Raw genomic sequence first — 21,299 nt, 5'->3', positions numbered from 1 at the left:
TTTGTTGAGAAGGCAAATCAGATATTTATTTTTAGGTGAACGGTGTAATCTTGGCGTCCCGACATGTTCCCGTGAACCCTATCAGCTAAAAAGTAGTCGATATGGTACTGGGGCGGCATTTTACGAACAGGTGGAGGAAATGTATATCTAAATCATTTCCTCGTGCTATGTTGAGACGGTTGTGCTGATGTCAAAAGTTAAAGAATAGAATACTGAAAAAGTATAGAAAACAAGGGATTTCCGGGAGTCGGGGCTTGTCAGAGGACAGGTTTCGATTTCCGGATTTTTTCATTTTATAGGTAAGTAGAAACTGGTCTACTTTGGAAAATAATGGAGAGTTGGTGGCCAATTTTGATATTAGGGGTGTGGAGCTGACAGGTTGGAAACAAGAATAATCTGGAAGGAAAGGTATAAGGAGGCAGGAAAAGTGGATGGGAAAAGTCAATGACGGCGTGAAGTATGAGTGGATTGTCGCTCAGGAGGAGCTTGATAAGTTCTGAATGCAGAAAGGAACAGCTATTCTGTTCCTTTTTGCGGATTACTCACGTTTTGCCTGAATGATGTCCTCGATATCCCTGCCACCGTAGAAAATTCGGATCACAGTTATCGTGCGGCTGCCGTTATTTACGACATAATAGACGATGAAATTGTCTACCGGTACCCGATGCATCCCCATGCTTTTCCACGGCTCCCAATCCACGACAGCATATCGGGACGGCATAAAATCCAGCGACCGGATTTCTTTCCGGATACGATTGACCTGGCCCTCTGCTGTCTCCGGTGCCTGCAGGTCATAAGCGATGTAAGAATAAATCTCCCTCAGATCATCTTTGGCTTCCGAGGAGTAGATAATGGAATAGGTATCGCTCATATACCGAACTCCCGCTTTAACTCGGAATCCACCTCATCTGCTGTATAGGTTTTTCCGGATTTCATGGATTCCACACCTTTCATAAGCTCTGCATTCAGCTGTTCCCGGCTCATATCGCCGACTGCGGTAGGTTTTGTGGAAGGCAGGCGCAGTTCAAAAGGCATTCCCTTTTTTAGTACAATTTGACTGTAAAGCATCTGGATTGCGCTGGACGGGGAAATCCCAAGCTGAGAAAGGATTCCTTCTGCGTTTTCTTTTAGCTCCTTATCAATACGGGCATAAACTGCGGATGTATTTGCCATATCTATCACACTCCTTTGGATATATTATACCCACTTTCTTTTGCAAATGCAAGCAAATGCAAGCATATTTAAAATTTGTTTACAGACATGTAAGGAGGAATTGTAGAAAACTATATCAAATCCAATAACGAGTGGAAATTTGGCGGACTTTACTTTGACAAAAGCATTTTGTCAGAAAGCGAGTCGGTGTCTATTTTTGAGAATGTGAAGTGGGTTATCAAACGGCGTTTTTAGAATGGAACCTTCATCATTTCCTATCCCAATACGGTTATGCCAATGTGGACGGGGAGATGGTGATCGTGAAATAGTGGGGCTAAAAAGGAAATGGTTATGACACCGGAAGATACCAGAACTGGTATGGTTTTCCGGTCGGATCTGCTGTGGAGAATGCGGAGGTAAATATAAGAGACGGATGCTTTATAAACCCAGCAGCCAATATATAGTGCGGACTTGTGTTAATCACCTGACAGATAAGAACGGTTGTTCATAGAAGCACTTCACGAATGATGCCCTGAAACTGCCTTTTGTCTATAATTTCTATAATTGAGATCAGGCAACTTGAGCTTATCGGGCAAAGAGCCATTATTTTATCTGCGAAGCTGATGGTCATACGGAACGCTCACTTACTGAGCAGGAGGAACAAGAAGGTCTGGAGCCCAGATGGGTTCCGGTGGAAAAAGCGATTGAAATTTTCTCAAAGCATCAGGAATATGGGCACATGGAAATGAAAAGTGGGATGTATTTTCGTGAATATAAGGCATTGACAGCATGTTTGCTTAATGAATGATGCTTGAATGAAGAATCAGCTTCGTGCTAAAAAATGAAAAACTGTAAAAACATGTATTTTTCGGGAATCGGAACTTGTCAAAGGACAGGGGGCGGTTTCCGATTTTTTATTGGTAAACAAAGCTCAAAGTCTCTGTTTTATATAGCTATCCGTTCCCATGATTCAGACCTGTTTCCTTATGGTTGATTTTATCAACCAAAATCAACTTCTAATCCATTGTTAATACGATCAATACAGGTATAATAATAGGCAAGGAAGGTGATAAAGTTGAATGAACTAAATATAGCAAAAATACTTGTTTTAAAACGTAAGGAAAAAGGAATCACCCAAGAAGAGCTTGCGGCTTATATCGGAGTATCAAAAGCATCGGTATCGAAATGGGAAACGGGACAAAGCTATCCTGATATTACATTTCTCCCGCAGCTTGCTTCGTATTTTAATATTACGGTTGATGAGCTTATCAATTATCAGCCGCAGATGACAAAAGAAGACATACAAAAACTGTATCTGCGGTTATCCAATGATTTTGCTCAAAAACCATTCGATCAAGTGATGGACGAAATTCGAGAAATCAGAAAAAAATACTTTTCATGTTTTCCTCTGCTTTTTCAAATCGGTGCATTGTTGCTGAATCACTATATGTTGGCAAAGGGAAGCCAGCAGCAGGAAATTCTCCGCGAAGCGATTGATCTGTTTTCACGAATAAAAACAGAAAGCGATGATTTAACATTGTGCAGGAAGAGCAATGTAATGGAAGCTACCTGCTATATCATTTTGGAAGAACCTGTTAAAACCATTGAATTACTCGCAGACGCAAAAACGCCTGTGCTGAATGAAAATCATATTTTGTCAATGGGGTATTCTATGAGTGGTAAGCCGGATAAGGCTAAAGAGATATTACAAATTGAGATATACCAAAATTTCTTAAACATCATGCAAAGTCTTACTACGCTTTTACAGCTTGAGATAGCAGATGCACAAGCCTCGAAAAATATCATTGACCGGATTAATTGTCTTTCTGATACTTTTCATGCACCGGAGTTACATCCTGCCACAATGCTTTCTGCATATTTAAACGTGGCTGCGGTTTTTGCCATGCAAAATGACACCGACAACGCACTGGCGGCATTACAACAGTATTGTGATTTAGCAGTGGGAATATCTTATCCAATATCACTTCACGGCGATCGCTTTTTTGACAGAATTGATGAGTGGCTGGCGGAGCTTGATTTAGGTGTTCATGCACCGCGGGATGATAAAACAGTCAGGCAAGGCATCATTGACGGTGTTGCGAAGAATCCGGTCTTTTCGGTACTGGCTGATCATGTAAAGTATCGGCATATTGTCGAAAAACTTACATCTGTGTTAGGAGGATAGCGTTATGGATGTTTTAGTAGAATATCTTCCTTTTTTGATTCCTTTGATCATAATTGAATGGATTCTTGCAATAACAGCACTGATACACGTTTTGAGGCATTCACATTACAAGTTCGGCAATAAGTCTTTCTGGATTGTTGTTGTATTGTTTGTACAGATAATCGGGCCGATTGTCTACTTTATTTTTGGCAGAGGTGAAGAATGAGTATTTTAAAAATTGAAAATCTCAGTAAAAAATTTGGCGGGCACAATGTTATCAATAACCTTAGCCTTTCCGTGCCTGAAAATACAATTTATGGATTTTTGGGACAAAACGGTGCGGGAAAAACAACAACAATGAAAATGATATTAGGTCTGCTGAAACCATCAAGCGGTAAAATATCGGTATGCGGAGAAGAGGTAACATACGGCGAAACCAAAACTAATCGTTATATTGGCTTCCTGCCCGATGTTCCTGAGTTTTACGGTTATATGAAACCAAAAGAATATCTGGCACTTTGCGGTGAGATTACTGGCCTTGATCGGAAAACAGTAAAAGCAAAGTCAGAAGAACTTTTATCACTTGTAGGGCTTGAGAAAGCGAATAAACGTATCGGGGGCTTTTCCCGTGGGATGAAGCAGAGACTTGGAATTGCACAGGCATTGTTGGCCGAACCGAAACTGTTGATCTGCGACGAACCGACTTCCGCACTTGATCCGATTGGGCGAAAGGAAATTCTTGACATACTGCTCTCAGTTAAAGGAAAAACAACCGTTGTTTTTTCAACACATATCCTGTCTGATGTAGAACGGATCTGTGATCACGTTGCAGTTTTGAACAATGGAAGTTTAGTGTTAAACGGGACCCTTTCTCAGTTAAAACAAAACCATCGTCTTGACACACTGCAGATCGAATTCCGTTCGCCGGAAGATTTGCAACGTTTTGCTGGGAATGAATGTGTTGGTATGCTTTTTCAAAATGCGGAGCGTACAGATTGCACGGTGATATTGAGGTCAAAGAATATCGATGAGGCAGCAGGACAGATTTACGATGCTATTTATAAAACAAAAATCTATCCGGTAAAGGTCGAAATTTTAGAGCCTACGTTAGAAAATCTGTTTCTGGAGGTGGTGAAGTGAGAGCGTTCATTGCCATGGCGAAAAAAGAATTTCTTGAAAGTATAAGAACATATAAATTGCTTATTGTTGCTACAGTTTTTTTACTTTTCGGTATGCTGAATCCGATTACGGCAAAAATTATGCCGAAACTTCTTTCGTCGTTTATGCCGGAAGGAATGACGATTACTCTTGGTGAACCGCATACCGTTGATTCATGGATACAGTTTTATAAAAACATGTCAACACAGCTTATTCTTTTTGTCATTGTTTTTAGCGGTATCGTGTCAAATGAACTTACCAAAGGAACACTGATCAATATGCTGACCAAGGGGCTGCCGCGAAAAACGGTCATACTCTCAAAGTTTACAGCAATCATTTCAATATGGACAGTGAGCTATCTGATATGTTTTGTAATAACGTTGATCTATACAAGGTATCTACTGCCGGGAGAATTGCCAAATTTACCTTTTGCTGCATGTTGTATGTGGTTATTTGGCGTACTGGAAATCTCAATGATGCTTCTTGGAGGGGCTCTGTCTGGCAGTATTTATGGATCCCTTCTTTTAGCAGGCGGTTTTGCAGGGGTGCTTATGCTTGCGTATATTTTTCCGAAGCTTGAAGAGTACAATCCATACTTACTGTCAACAGGGTGTGTGTCTTTACTCACATCAGAGAGGGTTCCATCGGATTTCTATGTTTCTATCATTGTAACGCTTGCTTTCATTTTATTGATTATGATAAGCAGTATCTGTTCTTTTAACAAAAAACAGATATAGCAGCGATGCTGCATATGAGGAGGGACACAAGGCGTATTGGGCTTTGTGTCCCTCCTGCTCTTTTATTATAAATCCACTCTTAATGTACGTTTTGGTTGCCTTTTGCATTAAAACATGACATGCTATTGTCATAGATCGTAGTTATACTGAATGCAAAGGAGATGATGGAAATGAAGATAGATCGACTGATTGGAATTTTATCCATCCTTCTTCAGAAGGATAAGGTGACTGCTCCTTATCTGGCAGAAAAGTTTGAGGTATCCAGACGGACGATCAACCGGGATATTGAGGATTTGTGCAAGGCCGGTATCCCGTTGGTAACGACCCAGGGTGTAAACGGTGGAATCTCCATTATGGAAGGATATAAAATAGACAGTACGCTGCTGACCTCCACCGATATGCAGGCGATTCTTGCAGGTCTTCGCAGTCTGGACAGTGTAAGTGGTACAAACCGGTATATGCAGCTGATGGAAAAGCTGTCTGCTGGTGCCTCTGATTTTATGCCGGGCGGACAGCATATTTTGATTGATCTTTCTTCCTGGAGCAAAACCGCTTTGTCACCAAAGATAGAACTGATTCATGGGGCAATTGAGTGCGAAAGGTGTGTCAGCTTCCATTATTATGCCCCGAAGGGAGAAAGTGAACGGCTCATAGAGCCCTATTATCTGATTTTCCGCTGGGCCAGCTGGTATGTCTGGGGATATTGTCGGGAAAGAAAAGATTACCGATTATTTAAACTGAACCGGATGACAGAACTGCAGATGGAGGAACCTTTTGAAAAACAGGCAGCACCACTGCCGGATCTGTCCAATGAAACAGTGTTTCCGCACACCTATTTGGTAAAAGCATTGATTGTACCGGAATATCGGTGGCGGTTGATAGAAGAATACGGACCTGGTTGTTTTACTCAGCAGGTAGATGGAAAACTGTTATTTTCTTTTGGATTTACCGATGAGGATGCGATCCTTGGCTGGATTTTATCTTTTCAAGGCGGTGCAGAGCTTTTGGAACCGGCGTTTCTCCGGCCAAAATTGAGTTCCTTTGGACAAGAACTGCAAAAACAATATGCAGATTCATGACAAACAGTTGTCCTGTTTGGTTTGATAGAATGAAAATACCAAACGGAAAGGAGCATTTAACATGAATTATGAAATCGTAAATTTACAAGAAAAAGTGGTGGTAGGAATTGTTGCCCGTACCAATAATCATGCACCCGATGTGGGAGCGGTGATCGGAGATCTATGGCGTCAGTTTTACACAGATGGAATCTATGAGAGGATACAGGATAAGACGGATGGAAAAGCCATTGGGCTTTATACGGACTATGCCGGAGATGCAGATGACGACTATACGATAATGGTTTGTTATGCAGTAGAACATCAGCCGGAACATCCCCGGTATGAGACTCGCAGAATTCCAGCAGGACCGTATGCGAAATTTGTGATCCAATGCGATATGCGTACATCGTCTGAAGAGATTTCAAAAGCCTGGCAGGAAATCTGGAAAATGGATCTCCCGAGAGCATATCTCTGTGATTTTGAAGAGTATCAAAATGACGATATGGAACATGCAGAAATTCATTTCTACATCGGATTAAAGAATGCGCTTCCGGAACAGAAACCAAAGAGAGGGAGGAAAAAAGAATGACGGCGTTTGATTATAAAAAAGAGTATAAGGAATTTTATCTTCCGCCCAGGAAACCACAGATTGTGGAAGTTCCTGAGATGAACTTCCTGGCGGTGAGAGGAATGGGGGATCCGAATGAAGAAGAAGGAGATTATAAGGCGGCAATCGGATTGCTGTATAGTATTGCTTACACCATCAAAATGAGTAAGATGGGCAAACACAGGATAGAAGGATACTTTGATTATGTGGTCCCGCCACTGGAGGGATTCTGGTGGCAGGACGGAGTGCAAGGTGTTGATTACACACGGAAAGATCAATTTCAGTGGATTTCTCTTATCCGCCTTCCGGAGTTCGTTACCAGGGAGGAGTTTGATTGGGCCATACAAGAAGCAAGTGTGAAAAAGCAGATGGATTTTTCAAAAGTGGAATTTTTTACTTACCATGAGGGGTTATGCGTCCAGTGTATGCATATCGGTCCGTATGATAATGAGCCGGTGACGGTCCGGGAGATGGAGCGGTATGCCAAAGAACAAGGCTATGAACTGGATTTTTCCGATCAAAGATATCACCATGAGATTTATCTCAGTGATGTGCGTAAGTGTAAGCCGGAAAACTTAAAAACGGTTATCCGACAGCCGATTAAATAAGGTGAAAAGAAAAAGCACTGTACCCAAGATAAAGAGGGATAAGGAACAATTCAACGGCTGACAGACAGGTTGTAGTAACTGAAAGCGGGTATATCGTGAAATGCGGTATATCTGCTTTGTTACGCGATAGAACGCTGTTTTTGAGGGATTGAATATAAAACCCTTATCTCTCCATTTTCGCGCCCGCAAAGCCGCATAAATCAAGGCTTTTTTAACCCCTAAATGACCACACGACACCCATGATAGATAGAGGGCGCAAGCGGTCTTTCCGTTTGCGCCCTCTTGTCTGCCTGTGAGCAAAGGCGGGAAAAGCCGTCAAGGGCGCGAAGCGTTTATCTTGACCCTTGACGGCTTTTCTTGGCTTTGCTATTTCCCTAAAAGGTCAAGAAAAGTTTGTCGATATGGCGGCATTTACATTTCTCCAAGAGAATATGAAAAAGCCGATAACCGCATTTTCATCTGCGTATTATCGGCTCTGCGTCTGTGCGTCTGGCTCTTTGATAACTGTGGTATTCAGATGTTTTACATTGATTAAAGTCTCTTGTCTACACTTAGGACAGAACAGCGGAAAATATTTTAGTTCTGTGTCCCCACGGATTTTCAGCCTTGTCTTATTTCCGCAAACAGGGCAGCGCAACCATTCTGAAATCACATTTTCCATATCAGTTATCCTCCCTGTCGTAATACTGATTTTTAGGGAGTGTCTTTGTGAGAATAAAAGAATAAGTAATAGTAATTGCAAACAGTACCAACTGGAAGATGATACGCTTTTCTATCGTCAATCCTACCACATTTGCAAAAACACTTGTGATGTTAATTGCGGAGTGCGTAATTATACAAGGGAACAAACTACCGCCACGATAATAAAGAATGACAAACAGAAAACCAATCGCAATCGCCCCTGTAACTTGAAGTAAGTTTTCTGCTATTCCCGCACCACTGCCATTTACCAAGTTTAATAAATGTCCCAAACCAAATGTAACACTTGAAATGATAATTGCCGTTTTTACATTGTCTTTTGCTATCGCTTTGAAAAGCAGTCCTCTAAAAATAACTTCTTCTAAAAATCCAACCCAAAGCATACAGGCAATATAGCAGACAGTTCCTGCCAAGTTCAAATTAAACGCCGCTCCGTTCCAAAAATTTCTTGTGGCTAAAATTATCAAGGGAATATAGAACAGAAAGCGGCTGGCAGATATAGGAGATTTGCAAAGCCCATATCGTTTTAGTAAGTTATTTTTTCGAATAAAAACCAAGAGGATCACGGACTGTAATATAGAAAAAATTGCACTTGCAGAATATTCAACCCCTATTTTTTCATTTAGTGGATTGGCTAAAGATTGCAGCACACAATAAATCACAATCCACACAATCGCAAAAGTCAGTTCGTTTTTTTCGTATAGTTTTCTCATTTTGTTTCCTCCTGTGTTGCTAATATTGCCCCTCTGTAAGCCCGTTCTAAATGAGATTTTATGAGTTCTTCATCATACTCCAAAGAATTGTTGGCTATGATACTCGCATATCCGTGAGCAAATAAAAAAACTGTCAAAAAAATTTCTTTCACTTGCTCTATACTTCCTCCGACTGCTCCTTGCATTGCCAAAAGAACAGGCGCAAGTTCTTCGGCATCTATCATTTCAAGCAAAGTCGTTCCATTAAAAAAGTTCGATTGAAAAAGGAAGCGGAACAAATGCGGTTCTTCAATCGCAAAGCGGATATAATTCAACCCAATTCCAAGCATAACGCCTTTCTGCGGGCTTTCAATATTCATTAGATATTCTGTATGATAGTCGTCTGCTTTTGCATAAGCCGCTTTTTTCAATTCTTCAATCGTTGCAAAATGGTACATGACTGGCTGTGTGGAGCAGTTCAGTTTCTTTGCAACAGTTCTTGCATTGATGTTTTCCGCTCCTGCTTCACGGGCTATCTCAAAAGCAGCGTCAATAACCATATCTTTTGTTACTTTTACTTTTGGTGGCATAAGTACTTTCCTTTCAAAAAATTATTGATGTTATATAACAATAATTATATATAAAAACTCAATGAATGTCAATAGAGTTAGGAACATTCTGTGGAGTGTTTTGAATAGGCTTTTCTGAAGTTTTTTCAAAAACTTTCTCAAAACTTTGGCAAAATCGCAAAGTGCGGTGTTGTATATAGTGAGGGACAAAGTGCAACAAAAGCCGCTTTTCGGACGGGATATTGAGTGAGAGAACACAAAAGGGTTTGGGATTTTCCCAACAAGAGAAAATGCGGCGCATTTTACGGAAAGGGTACCCCTTTCCTATGCTTGCTGCGGAAGAAGCAAGCGGCAAATGGGTACTCATTTGCTGTGCTTGCTCCCTACCCAAAATAAGGAAAGGACAGGAAAGGAATGGAAAGGAAACGAGAAATTGAATACAACGATTTGCTACCGAAAAAGGGCAATCCGCTGAATGAAACCGTTACATACAAAGTTGGCGGCACGCTTTATGAAGTGTCAACGGTTTGCGGCGGCTCTGAACTGCTCTATGACAAAATGAAACGGCTCATAAAATCGGAAACCGTGAAAACGCCTACTGACAAAGAAAAAGAAGTCCGCTATAATGAAGATAACAACCTGTTTGTCGGGCGTTCATTACAGGAGGAATGAACAATGACGACAACGAAAAATTATCCCGACAACATTACCGCTTTATATGCCCGATTAAGTCAAGAGGACGCGCTTGATGGGGACAGTAACAGCATTGTCAATCAGAAAAAAATCCTTTTGCAGTATGCAGAGGACAACGGTTTCCCTAACCCGACTTTTTTCATTGACGACGGCGTTTCCGGCGTAACTTTCGATAGACCCGGCTGGAATGAAATGATAGGGCTTGCGGAAGCGGGAAAGGTCAAAACGGTTATCGTCAAGGATATGTCCCGCATGGGACGCGATTATCTGAAAGTCGGCTATTACACCGAGAGTTTTTTTGCCGAGCGTGATATTCGATATATTGCAATCAACGACGGTGTGGACAGCGACAAGGGCGACAACGATTTTACCCCATTTCGCAACCTGTTCAACGATTTCTATGCACGCGATACAAGCCGGAAGATCCGTGCGATACTTACCGCAAAGGCAAACGCTGGAGAACATATGGGAAAGCAGCCCTACGGATATTTGAGGGACAAGGATAATCCGAAACAATGGGTTGTAGACGGAGAAGCCGCCGAAGTAGTCAAAAAGATTTTTGCGCTGTGTGTAGACGGGAAAGGTCCTATGCAGATTGCAAGAATACTGCAAAAGGGAAAAGTTTTGACGGTAAAATCCTACTATGCAAAATGCGCCGGAAAGCCTTTGCCGGATAATCCGTATTTATGGGACGCAAACTCTGTTTCCAAGATTTTAGCGCGTTTTGAATACTGCGGGCATACGGTCAATTTCAAAACCTATTCCAAGTCAAACAAACTGAAAAAGCGGTATGAGAACACGCCCGAAAACCGCCGGATTTTCCGCAATACCCATGAAGCAATCATTGATGAAAAACTTTTTGAACGGGTGCAGGAATTAAGGGCAAGCAAACGCCGCCCCGCCAAGCAAGCGGAACGGCAAGGGCTGTTTTCCAACTTAATTTTCTGCGCTGACTGTGGCAGTAAATTACATTTCTGTACGGCAAGAAGTTTGACACCCTCGCAAGACAGTTACCGCTGTTCCCGTTACAAGAGCAATACGGGAAGTTGCACCGCCCATTATATCCGAGAGGAAACGCTGAAACGGATTGTCCTAAAACGGATTTTTGATGTAACCGCTATGTTTATCGACGACATCACTTCGTTTCGCGATATGGTGTATGAGCAGCGTTTTGAGAAAATGGAAAAGGATATGAAGCGGCGCAAGAAAGCATTGGAACAGGCAAGGAAACGGATAGCCGAACTTGACCGGATTTTCAAGCGGATTTATGAAGATGATGTAAACGGAACAATCAGCCACGAACGGTTTTTGAAACTGTCTGCGGAGTATGAAGTCGAGCAGAAAGAATTGACGGAGTTTGTTCATGCAGAGCAAAACGCTGTTCATATCTTCGAGCAGGACAAGGCAGACTTTGACAACTTTGCCGCCGTCATTCGCAAGTATGTGGGCGTGAAAGAATTAACCCCTACGATAGTGAATGAGTTTGTGAAGAAAATCATAGTCCATGCGCCGGATAAGTCCAGCGGCCACCGCCGACAGAAAGTGCAGATTGTTTGGAACTTCATTGGGGAAGTTAATCTTCCTAACGACAGTCAAGTGATTGAACGGCAAAGAAAAGGCAGAACGGCATAGCCACACGCTATGCCGCCCTGCAAGATACGATTACTTCCTTATCACTACTCAAGACATAAGGAAGTAGTTCTATTTATGCAGGGCGGCATGGCCGAAAGGCTGTGCGGTTCTGCATTTTTCTGCTTGTCAAAGATTCTTTGCGTAAGTATTTTAGGTGTGTAAAGGTAAGTTGCTGGCTTTTTTGAACCATGAGCTCGATAATGAATCCAGAAGGAGGTAACAAAATGAACATCGGTGCAAAGATTATCGAAATAAGAAAACAGAGAAACATGACACAGGAAGATTTTGCAAAAATTTTCCATGTAACAAGACAAACGGTTTCTAATTGGGAAAATGAAAAAAGTTATCCTGATTTACAAACGCTTGTTCAAATCAGCAATGAATTTGATGTGTCGCTCGACACGATGTTAAAGGAGGATATGCTCATGGTAAAAAGAATGGATCACTTTAAGATTTACAAAAAAGCCTTTATAGGTTTAATAACGTGCATTTTAACTGTCGGAGTTTTTGCCGGGATCTATATAGGTGTATGTAAAATGCAACACAATCGTATGTATGACAAAGTGGAGAATGCCGGTTTTACAAAAGAATTGAATGAAGATTTTATCGAAAGGTATCAGGGATATTATGCCTTAACAGAGAATGATGTTGATTATCTCGTAGAACCGAAAAGCATCGGCGAATATGAATTAGACACTGATAATTTCGTACTGACTGCCCGCAAAGGTGACAGGGATATTACAATAAATATCGATGAGAATAAAAACATATATTTGGCTTTATATCCGGGAGAGGTCGAAATAGACGAAAATGGTAATGTGATGAATCCATCGAAAAAGTTAACCGATGTGCAAAAAGAACATATGGAAAATTTATTGAACAATCGAAAAGAAGAAATCCTCCCAATTATTAACAGAGCATTGGAATTGTGGGATTCTATCAATTAATAGAAATCCTGTTATTGAAGGGGCAGATAGAAAATAGATGAGAGATTCTCTGCAATCTATGCTATAATTGAAAAAACTGCTGAAAAGGAACTGCAACATGAATCAATACAAACTGTTAATAATAGAAGATGATACGGATTTAAGAGAAGGCTTATCCTTCTCTTTTTCCGGTGATGGATATGATATTACAGAAGTGGGAACCAAAAGGGAAGGATTGAGAGAAATAGAGAAGGGAGAGTACGATATTGTCCTTTTGGACTGCAATCTTCCGGACGGAACAGGGTTTGAACTTTGCAAAGAGGTGCGGAGCTACAGCAATGTTCCGATTATTATGCTGACTGCCCGTGATACCGAGCTGGATGAGATTCAGGCGTTGGAACTGGGAGTCAATGACTACTTGTCCAAGCCATTTTCCCTTGGCGTATTAAAAGCGAGAATGAAGCGGATTTTACAGGAAAAAGTGGAAACTGCCAAGATTGTCACCGGATCATTAAGCATCGATCAGAGCAGCTGTAAAGTGTGGAAACGGGGAGAGGAAATTCCACTTAGCAAATTAGAATATCGTTTGCTTTTATACCTGATCGAGAATAAGAACCATATTCTTTCCAAAGATCAGATTTTAGAGAAAATCTGGGACAGTAACGGGAAGTATGTAGATAACAATACGTTGTCTGTCAATATCAGCAGGCTTCGTACGAAAATAGAAGATGATGCATCCAATCCTGTGCATATCAAAACGGTGCATGGAATCGGATACATCTGGAAGGAATAAAACGATGTGGATTACGATCATCTTAGCCGTACTTTTATTTCTATCTGTCTGTTACGGCATTTATCAGAAAAGAAAAACATACCGCATGATTGACCGCCTGCTGGACAGCGTATTAAGTCAGGAAATGATTGTATATTCTGATGTTGAGGAAGGAGAATATTCTGCCCTGATCAGCAAGATCAAGCAGATTCAGGAAGTACTTGGCAATCACGCCCAAAGTGCAGAGCAGGAAAAGGAGCAGGTGAAAAGTCTGGTGTCCAATATGTCTCACCAACTGAAAACCCCGCTTGCGAATCTTTCTCTTTATACGGAAATTATGGGGACAGGTGAGTTGGCGCCGGAGAAGAAAGCGGAATTTGCGGATAAAATGCAGAGACAGATTGAAAAGCTGAACTGGATTGTAGAGTCTCTTTCGAAAATGGTGAAGCTGGAGCAAAATATTGATGAATTTGAAGTGCAAGATACAAAGATAAAGCAGACCATTCTGGATGCGGTGGATGCAGTCTATGCGAAGATGGAGAAAAAGGGAATCCGCCTTGAAATGGAAGAATTTGATGACAGACTGCTGTATCACAACCGGAAGTGGACAGCCGAAGTCTTTGTGAATCTATTGGAAAATGCCGTAAAGTATACAGAACCAGGCGGAGCGATTCGGATTCAGGTTCGCCCGTATGAACTGTATACAGAAATTCAGATTGCAGATACGGGACGGGGCATCCGGCAGGAAGAACTGACAGAAATTTTCAAACGGTTTTACAGAAGTCCGGAAGTGGAGAATATGGAAGGCTCCGGGATCGGCCTGTATCTGTCGAATCTGATTCTGGAAAAAGAGAAGGGTTACATCACAGCTGTTTCCGAGTATGGAAAAGGCAGCTGTTTTTCTGTGTTCTTACAAAACTGTAAGAACGAATCATCCGTTTTGTAACGAAATTGCAAGATCCTCCCTCTATACTGGAGGTATCAAGAAAAGGAGCGATGACGGATGAGTATTTTAGAATTACAGAATGTGGAAAAAATATACGGCGAAAAAGAAAATCAGGTCAAGGCATTACGAAATATCAATCTGCAGGTGGAAGAGGGCGAGTTTGTTGCTATCGTAGGCACGTCCGGCTCGGGCAAATCGACACTTCTCAATTTAATCGGTGCTTTGGACAATCCGACACGAGGAAAGATTTTCATCAAGAAAAGGGAAATCGGTTCTTTGTCGAGGAAAGAACTGACTATCTTCCGGAGAAGAAATATTGGTTTTGTCTTTCAGAATTACAGCTTGATGCCGGTGCTGAATGTATATGACAACGTGGCCCTGCCGGTCACCTTTGACAGGGGAAGGCATATCAACCGCAAGTACATGGAAGAACTGCTGCGGGAGCTTGGCATCTGGGAGAAGCGTAAGAAATATCCAAATGAACTGTCGGGCGGACAGCAGCAGAGAGTAGCCATTGCAAGGGCGCTTGTCAATAAACCGCAGCTTCTCCTTTGCGATGAACCGACAGGAAATCTGGATTCGGCCACAACGATTGAGGTCATGGGGCTATTGAAAACGAGCTGCAGAAAGTATAAGCAGACAATCCTGATGGTAACCCACAACGAAGCTATCGCCCAGACGTGTGACCGGGTGATCCACATTGAAGATGGATGTATTATTACGGGAAAGAGAAGCTTCCCGGTAAAAGGCGGTGATGGCGTATGTTAAAACTGGCATGGAAATACATGCGGTACTACAAAAGCCAGACACTGGCCATTTTTGTGAGTGTCTTATTAACAGCGTCACTGCTTTCCGGAATCAGTTCTCTGATTTACAGCAGCCAGAAAAGTGATCTTGCAAACAGGAAAACTATTTACGGCGACTGGCATTATTATGTTGAGACAGACAAAGAAATATATGAGTCTGTGCAGAGCGGCGACAAGGGAGACGGATATGATCTGGAACAATGCGGAAAGATGGAAATCCGCGATGTGGTTTCGGAAGAATTTTTCATCACGTTTATCCACGCGGATGATGCTTACCGCCAGATGGCACATAGAGAACTGCTGGAGGGGACCTTCCCGGAAAAGGAAAATGAAATTGCAGCGGACGGATATGTACTCAGCAATCTTGGATTTTCCGGTAATCCTGGGGATTCTCTTCGGATTGGCGAGAAGGATTATGTGGTAACAGGAGTGCTCAAAAGTGAATGGGCGGCAAGCTCCAGTGAGATGGAAGTCTTTGTGAGTGATTCTTTTACGGGCCGGGGAAGTCAGACCTTCTTATATTTGAAATTCGATGAAGACAAGAAGCTGTACAGGCAGCTGGATGCGTTTTTACAGGAACACCGGATTTCCTCCGAGGCTGTTGTCGGGAACGATGAAGTCACACAGTATCTTGGCGGCGAGAAACCCCAGAACGTTTATGATACCGTGAAATTCGGATTGACCAGCGAGGAAGGGAATTTTACCTATATTGTCCTGCAATTACAAAGCGATTACAATCTGGCTTACTATGGAATGATTCTGCTGCTGTGTCTGTTCAGCCTTTTTATTGTATACAGTGTATTTAATATTTCTGTGTCAAAGAGGACTTCCGAATATGCCATGCTGCAGACATTGGGAGTCAGTGAGCAGCAGATCGGTGGCACGTTGCTTCTGGAACTTTGGATGCTGTTTCTCGTTGGATATCCCCTTGGATGCCTTTTAGGCAACGGGATGCTAAGACTTGTGTATCAGAGATTCAGTGGAGTTTTTGGAGAACAGGTGTTATCTGTCGCAGACCAGACGCTGGCAGAAGGAAGCGGAGGGATTCAGTTTTATCTTTCCTGGGACGCCATGGTATTTGGATTTGTGTTCCTGCTGATTTCATTTGCGCTAATTGCGTTCCTTGTAGTCCGGTCCATGCGAAAACAGTCCTTGAAAGAAGGAATGAGCGGCGATCTTTCTTTTACAAAAAGAAGAAAAATCTATGCACTGCGTCATGTGAACATGGCAGGAGTGGTAGTAAGGAAATTTATGTTTGCGAACAGGAGGAAAGTGGTTGGGATTCTGTTGTCCCTGTCCATTGGCGGCTGTATTTTCTTATGTACCACTTATATGGTAGAGAATTTGAAAGTGCATGCGGAGCTTTCTCTGAAATCGGACGACGGACTTAGTTCGGAATACCGGATTGGTCTAAAGTCCAATTCACTGGAAGATACGATTCCGGAATCGGTGGCGGATCAAATAAAAAGTATGCCGGAAACGGATCAGGTCTACGCAACAAAGTATATGCTGGGAGAAATACAGCGTACAAAAGGTGAATTCCTGGCGGATGAGAGATGGAAAGATTTTTTTCAATATCAAAATGAGGAACCGTATTTTATTCAGAGGTATGCGGGGATCTGCAATCAGCAGGAGGATGGAACGTACCGGATTAAATATGATGTGTATGGTTACGATGAGGCAATGATCGAACAGCTTCGTGATTATGTTCTGGAGGGGGAAATTTCACCGGAAACCATAAAAAGTGAGAACCAGGTGATTGTGACGGCCAATATGGATGGCCAGGGGAATTACTATTTTTACGGGAAAAAGCCGGGAGATACGATTACGCTGCGGGTTCCAAAGCCAGAGGCGTATACAGATGACCTGCTGAAATTTCAGAGCAAGGAAGAAAATTATATAGAAAAAGAATTTGTCATCGCGGCCATTGTAAGCAGACCGCTGGCTCAGGAACAGGATTTCTTGAATACGGAAGTCTGGGAAAATGCGCAGAGCATCATTATGACAAATGAACAGATGAAAGAAAACTTCGGAATCACGAATTACAGTTTTATCCATGCGTCACCGGCAGAAGGAGCAGAGACGGCAAGCGTAAGTAATCAGTTACTGCAGACGATTCGTGATGTTCCAAAAGCAGTATTGCAGGACTATACTTCCGCGATTAAGACACAGAGGAATTATCTGAACCAGCAGCAGATTTTCTTCTCCAGCATTGCAGTGATTCTGTTCATCATCAGCCTGTTCCACATTATGAACAGTATGAACCACACCATTCTCGCAAGGAGAAAGGAATACGGAATCATGCGTGCCATGGGGATTACGGACAGTGGCTTTTACAAAATGATCCTGCAGACAGGTATTTTGTATGGATTACTGGCAGATGCATTGATCTTCGTATGTTATCATTACATTTTTCGTAGAGTCATGGATTACTACATGGCACATGTCGTACAGTTTTTACATGTAACCTCCACGGTCCCGAACATGGTTTTGGCCGGAATCATGGTGTTGAATGTGGTGCTTGCCATTGTGGCGGTGATGATTCCGGCACGGAAGATGATACGCGAAAATATTATCAGTGAGATCAGACGGTAAACCGTTCTTTCACCATTTCCAGCATCCGCTCTGCAATAGGGGTAAATACCTGATATTTTTTCCAGATCAGGTAGATACTGGTTTTATGATACTCCGCATGGTGTTGCATGCGCTATGATGCTGCCGATCGTAATGGAGTACAACGCTGACTGTACAGGAGAAAAGTATCGTGAAATTGCAAGAGCAATGGGCGTCAAAGGTGTGGACGAGATGTCTGTTGAAGAATACCGGAAAGCAGCAATCGATGCCGTTCAGCAGCTGTCTGTAGATGTTGGAATCCCGACAAAACTGGAAGCATTAAAAGAAGCAGATCTGGACTTCCTTGCAGAATCTGCTCATGCAGATGCCTGCGCGCCTGGCAACCCGAAAGACGCAAGCGTGGAAGATCTGAAAGATCTGTTCCGCAGATTGATGTAAAAACAGTTAGAAAAAGCAAAAAACCCGCTGGTGCCTTTGTGTGGGGCATCCAGCGGTTTTTTTGGATATTTCACCATCTGGCATGGAATTCAATGCTGTTCCACGATCCATTGAATACCCGCTGCTGTTCTTTGATCCGGATGATCAAAATGCCCGCCTTCATTCCATTCAAAGGTTACGTGGATGTTCTGTGACTGAAAACAGGAGACGGCCTTTTCCGTATGATGTGCGACTGTTTTCATGAGAGGATTTCTTGTTTTGTGCTCTTTTTTCCCGAGAGAAAGGTAAATACAGTCCGGCCGGACAGCCAAGGAATGGGATTCCATGTATTCGGAGAAGCCGGGAAACCACAGAGAACCGGACATACTGGCAGCTCTGGAAAACAGATCTGTGTGATAGAGCGTATAGATGGCGAACAGCCCGGCAAGAGAATAGCCGGCGATTCCTCTCCAGACTGGTTCGGATCCGATCCGCCGTTCTGCTTCAGGAAGAATCTGCTCTGTCAGCTGGTGGATGTATGCGTCAGCGCCTCCGGTAAAAGGATCACCTTTTGGAAAGACAGCCGGACAGTCCCAGGGTGCCATATCGTGATTCCAGGAAAGATCACTGATCGAAATAAGTGTAAGATCCGGACAGCCGGATTCCAGCAGATACCGGGAGATGCAGGCACCTTCGTCCTTAACCGAAGGAAGATAAATAACGGGTGCGTCCGGTCGTCTGCCGGGTAAAATGGAAATCTGATTTTGGCCCAATGAAAAAGACTGCATAAAACGTTCTTCCTTTCTTTTCATATCGTTTAATTAAATATAGAAATAGTATAGCAGAAAGAAAACTAACCGGAAAGAGTTTGAAAGGATACATCGGGCATTCTGGAAATTCCATATTTGATAATTTTTTATCAGAAATTCTTTGACAACAGAAAAAGGAAGGACTATACTAAAAGTTAGAAATAACTAATTAAAGAAAGAAGGCCTTAAAATTGGGAAGGTATTATCGAGTGGCAAAAAATCTGACAGAGGAGATGGTTTCGGAAATCCTGAAAGAGATGTTGGAAATCCCGGAGGTGGAACGGGCAGAGTTTACGGAAGATAATACGAAAATACTGGTTCTGACACAGGAGGAGCAGTATCCCGAAGTCATGACGAGAATCGTCAATATCTTCAGCCGTGTTGGACACGGATGCGAATTATCGTTTGCCGGATTTGCACATTAGGAAGAGCGTGTGAGGGCACAAAAACAGAATAGACAGACAGAAAAAGGCGGGGAGACGACTGGAAAATGTCGTACTCCCCGCCTTTTTTTGCCTGTATGAATGTGGTATACTGAATCTATCTTAAGACTGGAGGGAAATGTCATATGGAGAGAAAGGAAACATTCAGCGAATTTTCTTACAAAAGAATCGATCTCGAGGAAGTGAAAAAGAAGATCAGGGAAATCACAGAAGAGGTAAAACAGGCATCTTCTGCCGAAGAGCAGGCAGCGGCCATTTACCGGATGAATGAAGTGGAAAAGGAGATTTCCACAGCAGATTCTCTCGTATACATCCGTTATACGGTGAATACGAAAGATGAATTTTATGCAAAAGAGCGGGAATATAACGACCGGATTTCTCCGATTCTCGAAGAAGAGATGCAGAAATACAAGGAAGCGCTGCTTCACTCGCCATTCCGGAAAGAACTGGAGGAAAAATTCGGGAAAGTGATCTTTTTGAATCTGGATCTTGCGATGAAAGGATTTTCACCGGAAATTACCGGGCTTCTTCAGGAGGAGAGCACGTTGCAGACTCAGTATCAGTCTCTGCTTGCAGGAGCGCAGATCAAATTTCAGGGCGGACAGTATAATCTTTCCCAGATGGGACTGTTTATGCAGAGCCAGGACCGTGAGATCCGGAAGGAAGCGTACGAAGCCTACGGGAAGTTTTTTGATGATCATCAGGAAGAACTGGATGAAATTTTCGATAAACTGGTGAAAAACCGTACCGAGCAGGCACACCGCCTTGGTATGAAAAATTTCGTGGAGCTTGGCTATGTGCGCCGCCAGAGAAACTGCTATGCACCGGAAGCCATTGCGGACTTCCGCGATCAGGTGGTTCGGGATCTCGTCCCGGTTGTCTGTGAAATCAAGAAGACACAGGCAGAGTGCATCGGTGTAGATCATTTGAAAATATACGATGATTCCTTCCGTTTCCCGGATGGCAATGCGGTTCCGCAGGGGACGCCGGAGGAAATCATGGAGGCAGGACGCCGGATGTATACGGAAATGTCCCCGGAGACTGCGGATTTTATCAAAATGATGTTCGAACGGGAGCTTTTCGATGTGGTAGCTAAACCGGGGAAAGCGACCGGCGGTTACTGCTGTGATATACCGGGCTATGGCTGTCCGTTTATCTTTTCCAATTTTAACGGTACGGCAGGAGATGTGGATGTGCTGACCCACGAAGCGGGACATGCTTTTGCCTCCTACATGGCGGAAAAGCACATCGATCTGCTTTCCATGCATCTGCCGTCCATGGAAGCTGCAGAGACTCACTCCATGTCCATGGAATTTTTTGCGACACCGTGGTATGAGCTGTTCTTCAAACATCAGACAAAGAAATATGAAGTTTCCCACCTTGAGGGAACGCTGAATTTTATTCCATATGGATGTCTGGTGGATCACTTCCAGCAGGTAGTCTATGAGCATCCGGAGATGACGCCGCAGGAGCGCAACGAAGCGTGGCTGAAGCTGGAAAAACGGTACCGCCCGTATCTGGATCTGGAGGGAATTCCTTTTTATGAAAGAGGAGCCGGATGGCAGAGACAGAACCATATTTACGCATCACCGTTTTACTATATTGATTACTGTCTGGCACAGACCGTGGCGCTGCAGTTCTGGCTGGAAATCGAAAAAGACTGGGATCAGGCCTGGGTAAAATACAAAGAGTTTGTAAAACGCGGAGGTACGGATACATTCCTCGGACTGGTAAAGGGAGCGGGACTGACTTCTCCGATGGAGGACGGATGTCTCCGTTCGATCGCGGAGTATTCCGGTAAGTGGCTGGAAAAGCATAAAATCTGAAGTGTTTAAGA

The 21,299-nt window shown here is 42.9% G+C and carries 22 protein-coding genes and 1 pseudogene; 17 read left to right on the top strand and 6 right to left on the bottom strand.

Annotation, left to right across the window (positions count from 1 at the left end):
• Nucleotides 1–538: 538 nt before the first annotated feature.
• Nucleotides 539–871, bottom strand: a complete 333-nt coding sequence (locus tag B5E64_RS10230) for a type II toxin-antitoxin system RelE/ParE family toxin (RefSeq protein WP_087168421.1) — start codon at nucleotides 869–871, stop codon at nucleotides 539–541.
• Nucleotides 868–1,173, bottom strand: a complete 306-nt coding sequence (locus B5E64_RS10225; protein ID WP_087168420.1) for a type II toxin-antitoxin system RelB/DinJ family antitoxin — start codon at nucleotides 1,171–1,173, stop codon at nucleotides 868–870. The genes B5E64_RS10230 and B5E64_RS10225 overlap by 4 nt, the downstream gene beginning before the upstream one ends.
• Nucleotides 1,174–2,227: 1,054 nt before the next feature.
• Between B5E64_RS10225 and B5E64_RS10215 the strand changes: the two genes are divergently transcribed.
• The 7 genes from B5E64_RS10215 to B5E64_RS10185 all read left to right on the top strand — a co-directional run bounded on the left by B5E64_RS10215 (nucleotide 2,228) and on the right by B5E64_RS10185 (nucleotide 7,484).
• On the top strand, nucleotides 2,228–3,337 hold the full coding sequence (locus B5E64_RS10215; protein ID WP_087168419.1) for an XRE family transcriptional regulator: 1,110 nt from the start codon (nucleotides 2,228–2,230) through the stop codon (nucleotides 3,335–3,337).
• A gap of 4 nt (nucleotides 3,338–3,341) precedes the next feature.
• Entirely contained in the window at nucleotides 3,342–3,542 is a 201-nt protein-coding gene (locus tag B5E64_RS10210; RefSeq protein ID WP_087168418.1) for a PLD nuclease N-terminal domain-containing protein, read from the top strand.
• On the top strand, nucleotides 3,539–4,456 hold the full coding sequence (locus B5E64_RS10205) for an ABC transporter ATP-binding protein (RefSeq protein WP_087168417.1): 918 nt from the start codon (nucleotides 3,539–3,541) through the stop codon (nucleotides 4,454–4,456). Before B5E64_RS10210 ends, B5E64_RS10205 begins: the two co-directional genes overlap by 4 nt.
• Complete coding sequence (locus B5E64_RS10200; protein ID WP_087168416.1) at nucleotides 4,453–5,211, top strand: hypothetical protein; 759 nt, start codon at nucleotides 4,453–4,455, stop codon at nucleotides 5,209–5,211. Before B5E64_RS10205 ends, B5E64_RS10200 begins: the two co-directional genes overlap by 4 nt.
• Before the next feature lie 170 nt (nucleotides 5,212–5,381).
• Nucleotides 5,382–6,290 (top strand): YafY family protein, encoded by a 909-nt coding sequence (locus B5E64_RS10195; protein ID WP_087168415.1) that lies wholly within the window; start codon nucleotides 5,382–5,384, stop codon nucleotides 6,288–6,290.
• Between the two features lie 61 nt (nucleotides 6,291–6,351).
• Complete coding sequence (locus B5E64_RS10190; RefSeq protein ID WP_087168414.1) at nucleotides 6,352–6,858, top strand: GyrI-like domain-containing protein; 507 nt, start codon at nucleotides 6,352–6,354, stop codon at nucleotides 6,856–6,858.
• Nucleotides 6,855–7,484, top strand: a complete 630-nt coding sequence (locus tag B5E64_RS10185; protein ID WP_087168413.1) for a GyrI-like domain-containing protein — start codon at nucleotides 6,855–6,857, stop codon at nucleotides 7,482–7,484. Before B5E64_RS10190 ends, B5E64_RS10185 begins: the two co-directional genes overlap by 4 nt.
• Before the next feature lie 466 nt (nucleotides 7,485–7,950).
• Here the strand turns inward: B5E64_RS10185 and B5E64_RS10180 are convergent, their stop codons facing one another.
• From B5E64_RS10180 to B5E64_RS10170, 3 genes are read right to left on the bottom strand one after another with little or no spacing between them, the layout of a single operon-like run.
• A complete protein-coding gene (locus B5E64_RS10180; protein ID WP_087168412.1) occupies nucleotides 7,951–8,145 on the bottom strand; it encodes a cysteine-rich KTR domain-containing protein in 195 nt (64 codons plus the stop codon).
• A gap of 1 nt (nucleotide 8,146) precedes the next feature.
• On the bottom strand, nucleotides 8,147–8,896 hold the full coding sequence (locus B5E64_RS10175) for a CPBP family intramembrane glutamic endopeptidase (protein WP_087168411.1): 750 nt from the start codon (nucleotides 8,894–8,896) through the stop codon (nucleotides 8,147–8,149).
• Nucleotides 8,893–9,465 carry a TetR/AcrR family transcriptional regulator gene (locus B5E64_RS10170; protein WP_087168410.1) on the bottom strand — a complete coding sequence of 191 codons (573 nt, stop codon included), beginning with the start codon at nucleotides 9,463–9,465 and terminating at the stop codon, nucleotides 8,893–8,895. The genes B5E64_RS10175 and B5E64_RS10170 overlap by 4 nt, the downstream gene beginning before the upstream one ends.
• Nucleotides 9,466–9,858: 393 nt before the next feature.
• On the opposite strand from B5E64_RS10170, the gene B5E64_RS10165 reads away from it, so the two are divergent.
• From B5E64_RS10165 to B5E64_RS10130, 8 genes and pseudogenes are all read left to right on the top strand, one after another.
• Nucleotides 9,859–10,116 (top strand): hypothetical protein, encoded by a 258-nt coding sequence (locus B5E64_RS10165; protein WP_087168409.1) that lies wholly within the window; start codon nucleotides 9,859–9,861, stop codon nucleotides 10,114–10,116.
• Nucleotides 10,117–10,119: 3 nt separating this feature from the next.
• A complete protein-coding gene (locus B5E64_RS10160; protein WP_087168408.1) occupies nucleotides 10,120–11,769 on the top strand; it encodes a recombinase family protein in 1,650 nt (549 codons plus the stop codon).
• Nucleotides 11,770–11,993: 224 nt separating this feature from the next.
• Entirely contained in the window at nucleotides 11,994–12,716 is a 723-nt protein-coding gene (locus B5E64_RS18390) for a helix-turn-helix transcriptional regulator (protein WP_242960145.1), read from the top strand.
• Between the two features lie 97 nt (nucleotides 12,717–12,813).
• Nucleotides 12,814–13,488: a response regulator transcription factor gene (locus tag B5E64_RS10150; RefSeq protein WP_087168469.1), complete on the top strand. Its 675-nt coding sequence runs from the start codon at nucleotides 12,814–12,816 to the stop codon at nucleotides 13,486–13,488.
• A gap of 4 nt (nucleotides 13,489–13,492) precedes the next feature.
• Nucleotides 13,493–14,413, top strand: coding sequence for a HAMP domain-containing sensor histidine kinase (locus tag B5E64_RS10145; protein ID WP_087168407.1), 921 nt, complete (start codon nucleotides 13,493–13,495; stop codon nucleotides 14,411–14,413).
• 57 nt (nucleotides 14,414–14,470) lie between these two features.
• Nucleotides 14,471–15,181, top strand: a complete 711-nt coding sequence (locus tag B5E64_RS10140) for an ABC transporter ATP-binding protein (RefSeq protein ID WP_087168406.1) — start codon at nucleotides 14,471–14,473, stop codon at nucleotides 15,179–15,181.
• Nucleotides 15,175–17,814 (top strand): FtsX-like permease family protein, encoded by a 2,640-nt coding sequence (locus tag B5E64_RS10135; RefSeq protein ID WP_087168405.1) that lies wholly within the window; start codon nucleotides 15,175–15,177, stop codon nucleotides 17,812–17,814. Before B5E64_RS10140 ends, B5E64_RS10135 begins: the two co-directional genes overlap by 7 nt.
• Nucleotides 17,815–17,898: 84 nt before the next feature.
• A pseudogene (locus tag B5E64_RS10130) lies at nucleotides 17,899–18,231 on the top strand (iron-containing alcohol dehydrogenase); the annotation flags it as partial.
• A gap of 89 nt (nucleotides 18,232–18,320) precedes the next feature.
• Here the strand turns inward: B5E64_RS10130 and B5E64_RS10125 are convergent.
• Nucleotides 18,321–18,998, bottom strand: coding sequence for an alpha/beta hydrolase-fold protein (locus B5E64_RS10125; RefSeq protein ID WP_087168404.1), 678 nt, complete (start codon nucleotides 18,996–18,998; stop codon nucleotides 18,321–18,323).
• 230 nt (nucleotides 18,999–19,228) lie between these two features.
• Here B5E64_RS10125 and B5E64_RS10120 point away from each other — a divergent pair, with 230 nt between their 5' ends.
• Together B5E64_RS10120 and B5E64_RS10115 are read left to right on the top strand one after the other, a co-directional pair.
• Complete coding sequence (locus B5E64_RS10120; protein WP_242958991.1) at nucleotides 19,229–19,444, top strand: hypothetical protein; 216 nt, start codon at nucleotides 19,229–19,231, stop codon at nucleotides 19,442–19,444.
• A 143-nt stretch (nucleotides 19,445–19,587) separates the two neighbouring features.
• Complete coding sequence (locus B5E64_RS10115) at nucleotides 19,588–21,288, top strand: M3 family oligoendopeptidase (protein ID WP_087168402.1); 1,701 nt, start codon at nucleotides 19,588–19,590, stop codon at nucleotides 21,286–21,288.
• Nucleotides 21,289–21,299: the final 11 nt, after the last annotated feature.

This window comes from Drancourtella sp. An12 (genome assembly GCF_002160935.1).
GTDB lineage: Bacteria > Bacillota > Clostridia > Lachnospirales > Lachnospiraceae > Sellimonas > Sellimonas catena.
The sequence above is the reverse complement of the archived record's forward strand: the minus strand, read 5'-3'. Positions and strand labels throughout refer to the sequence as shown.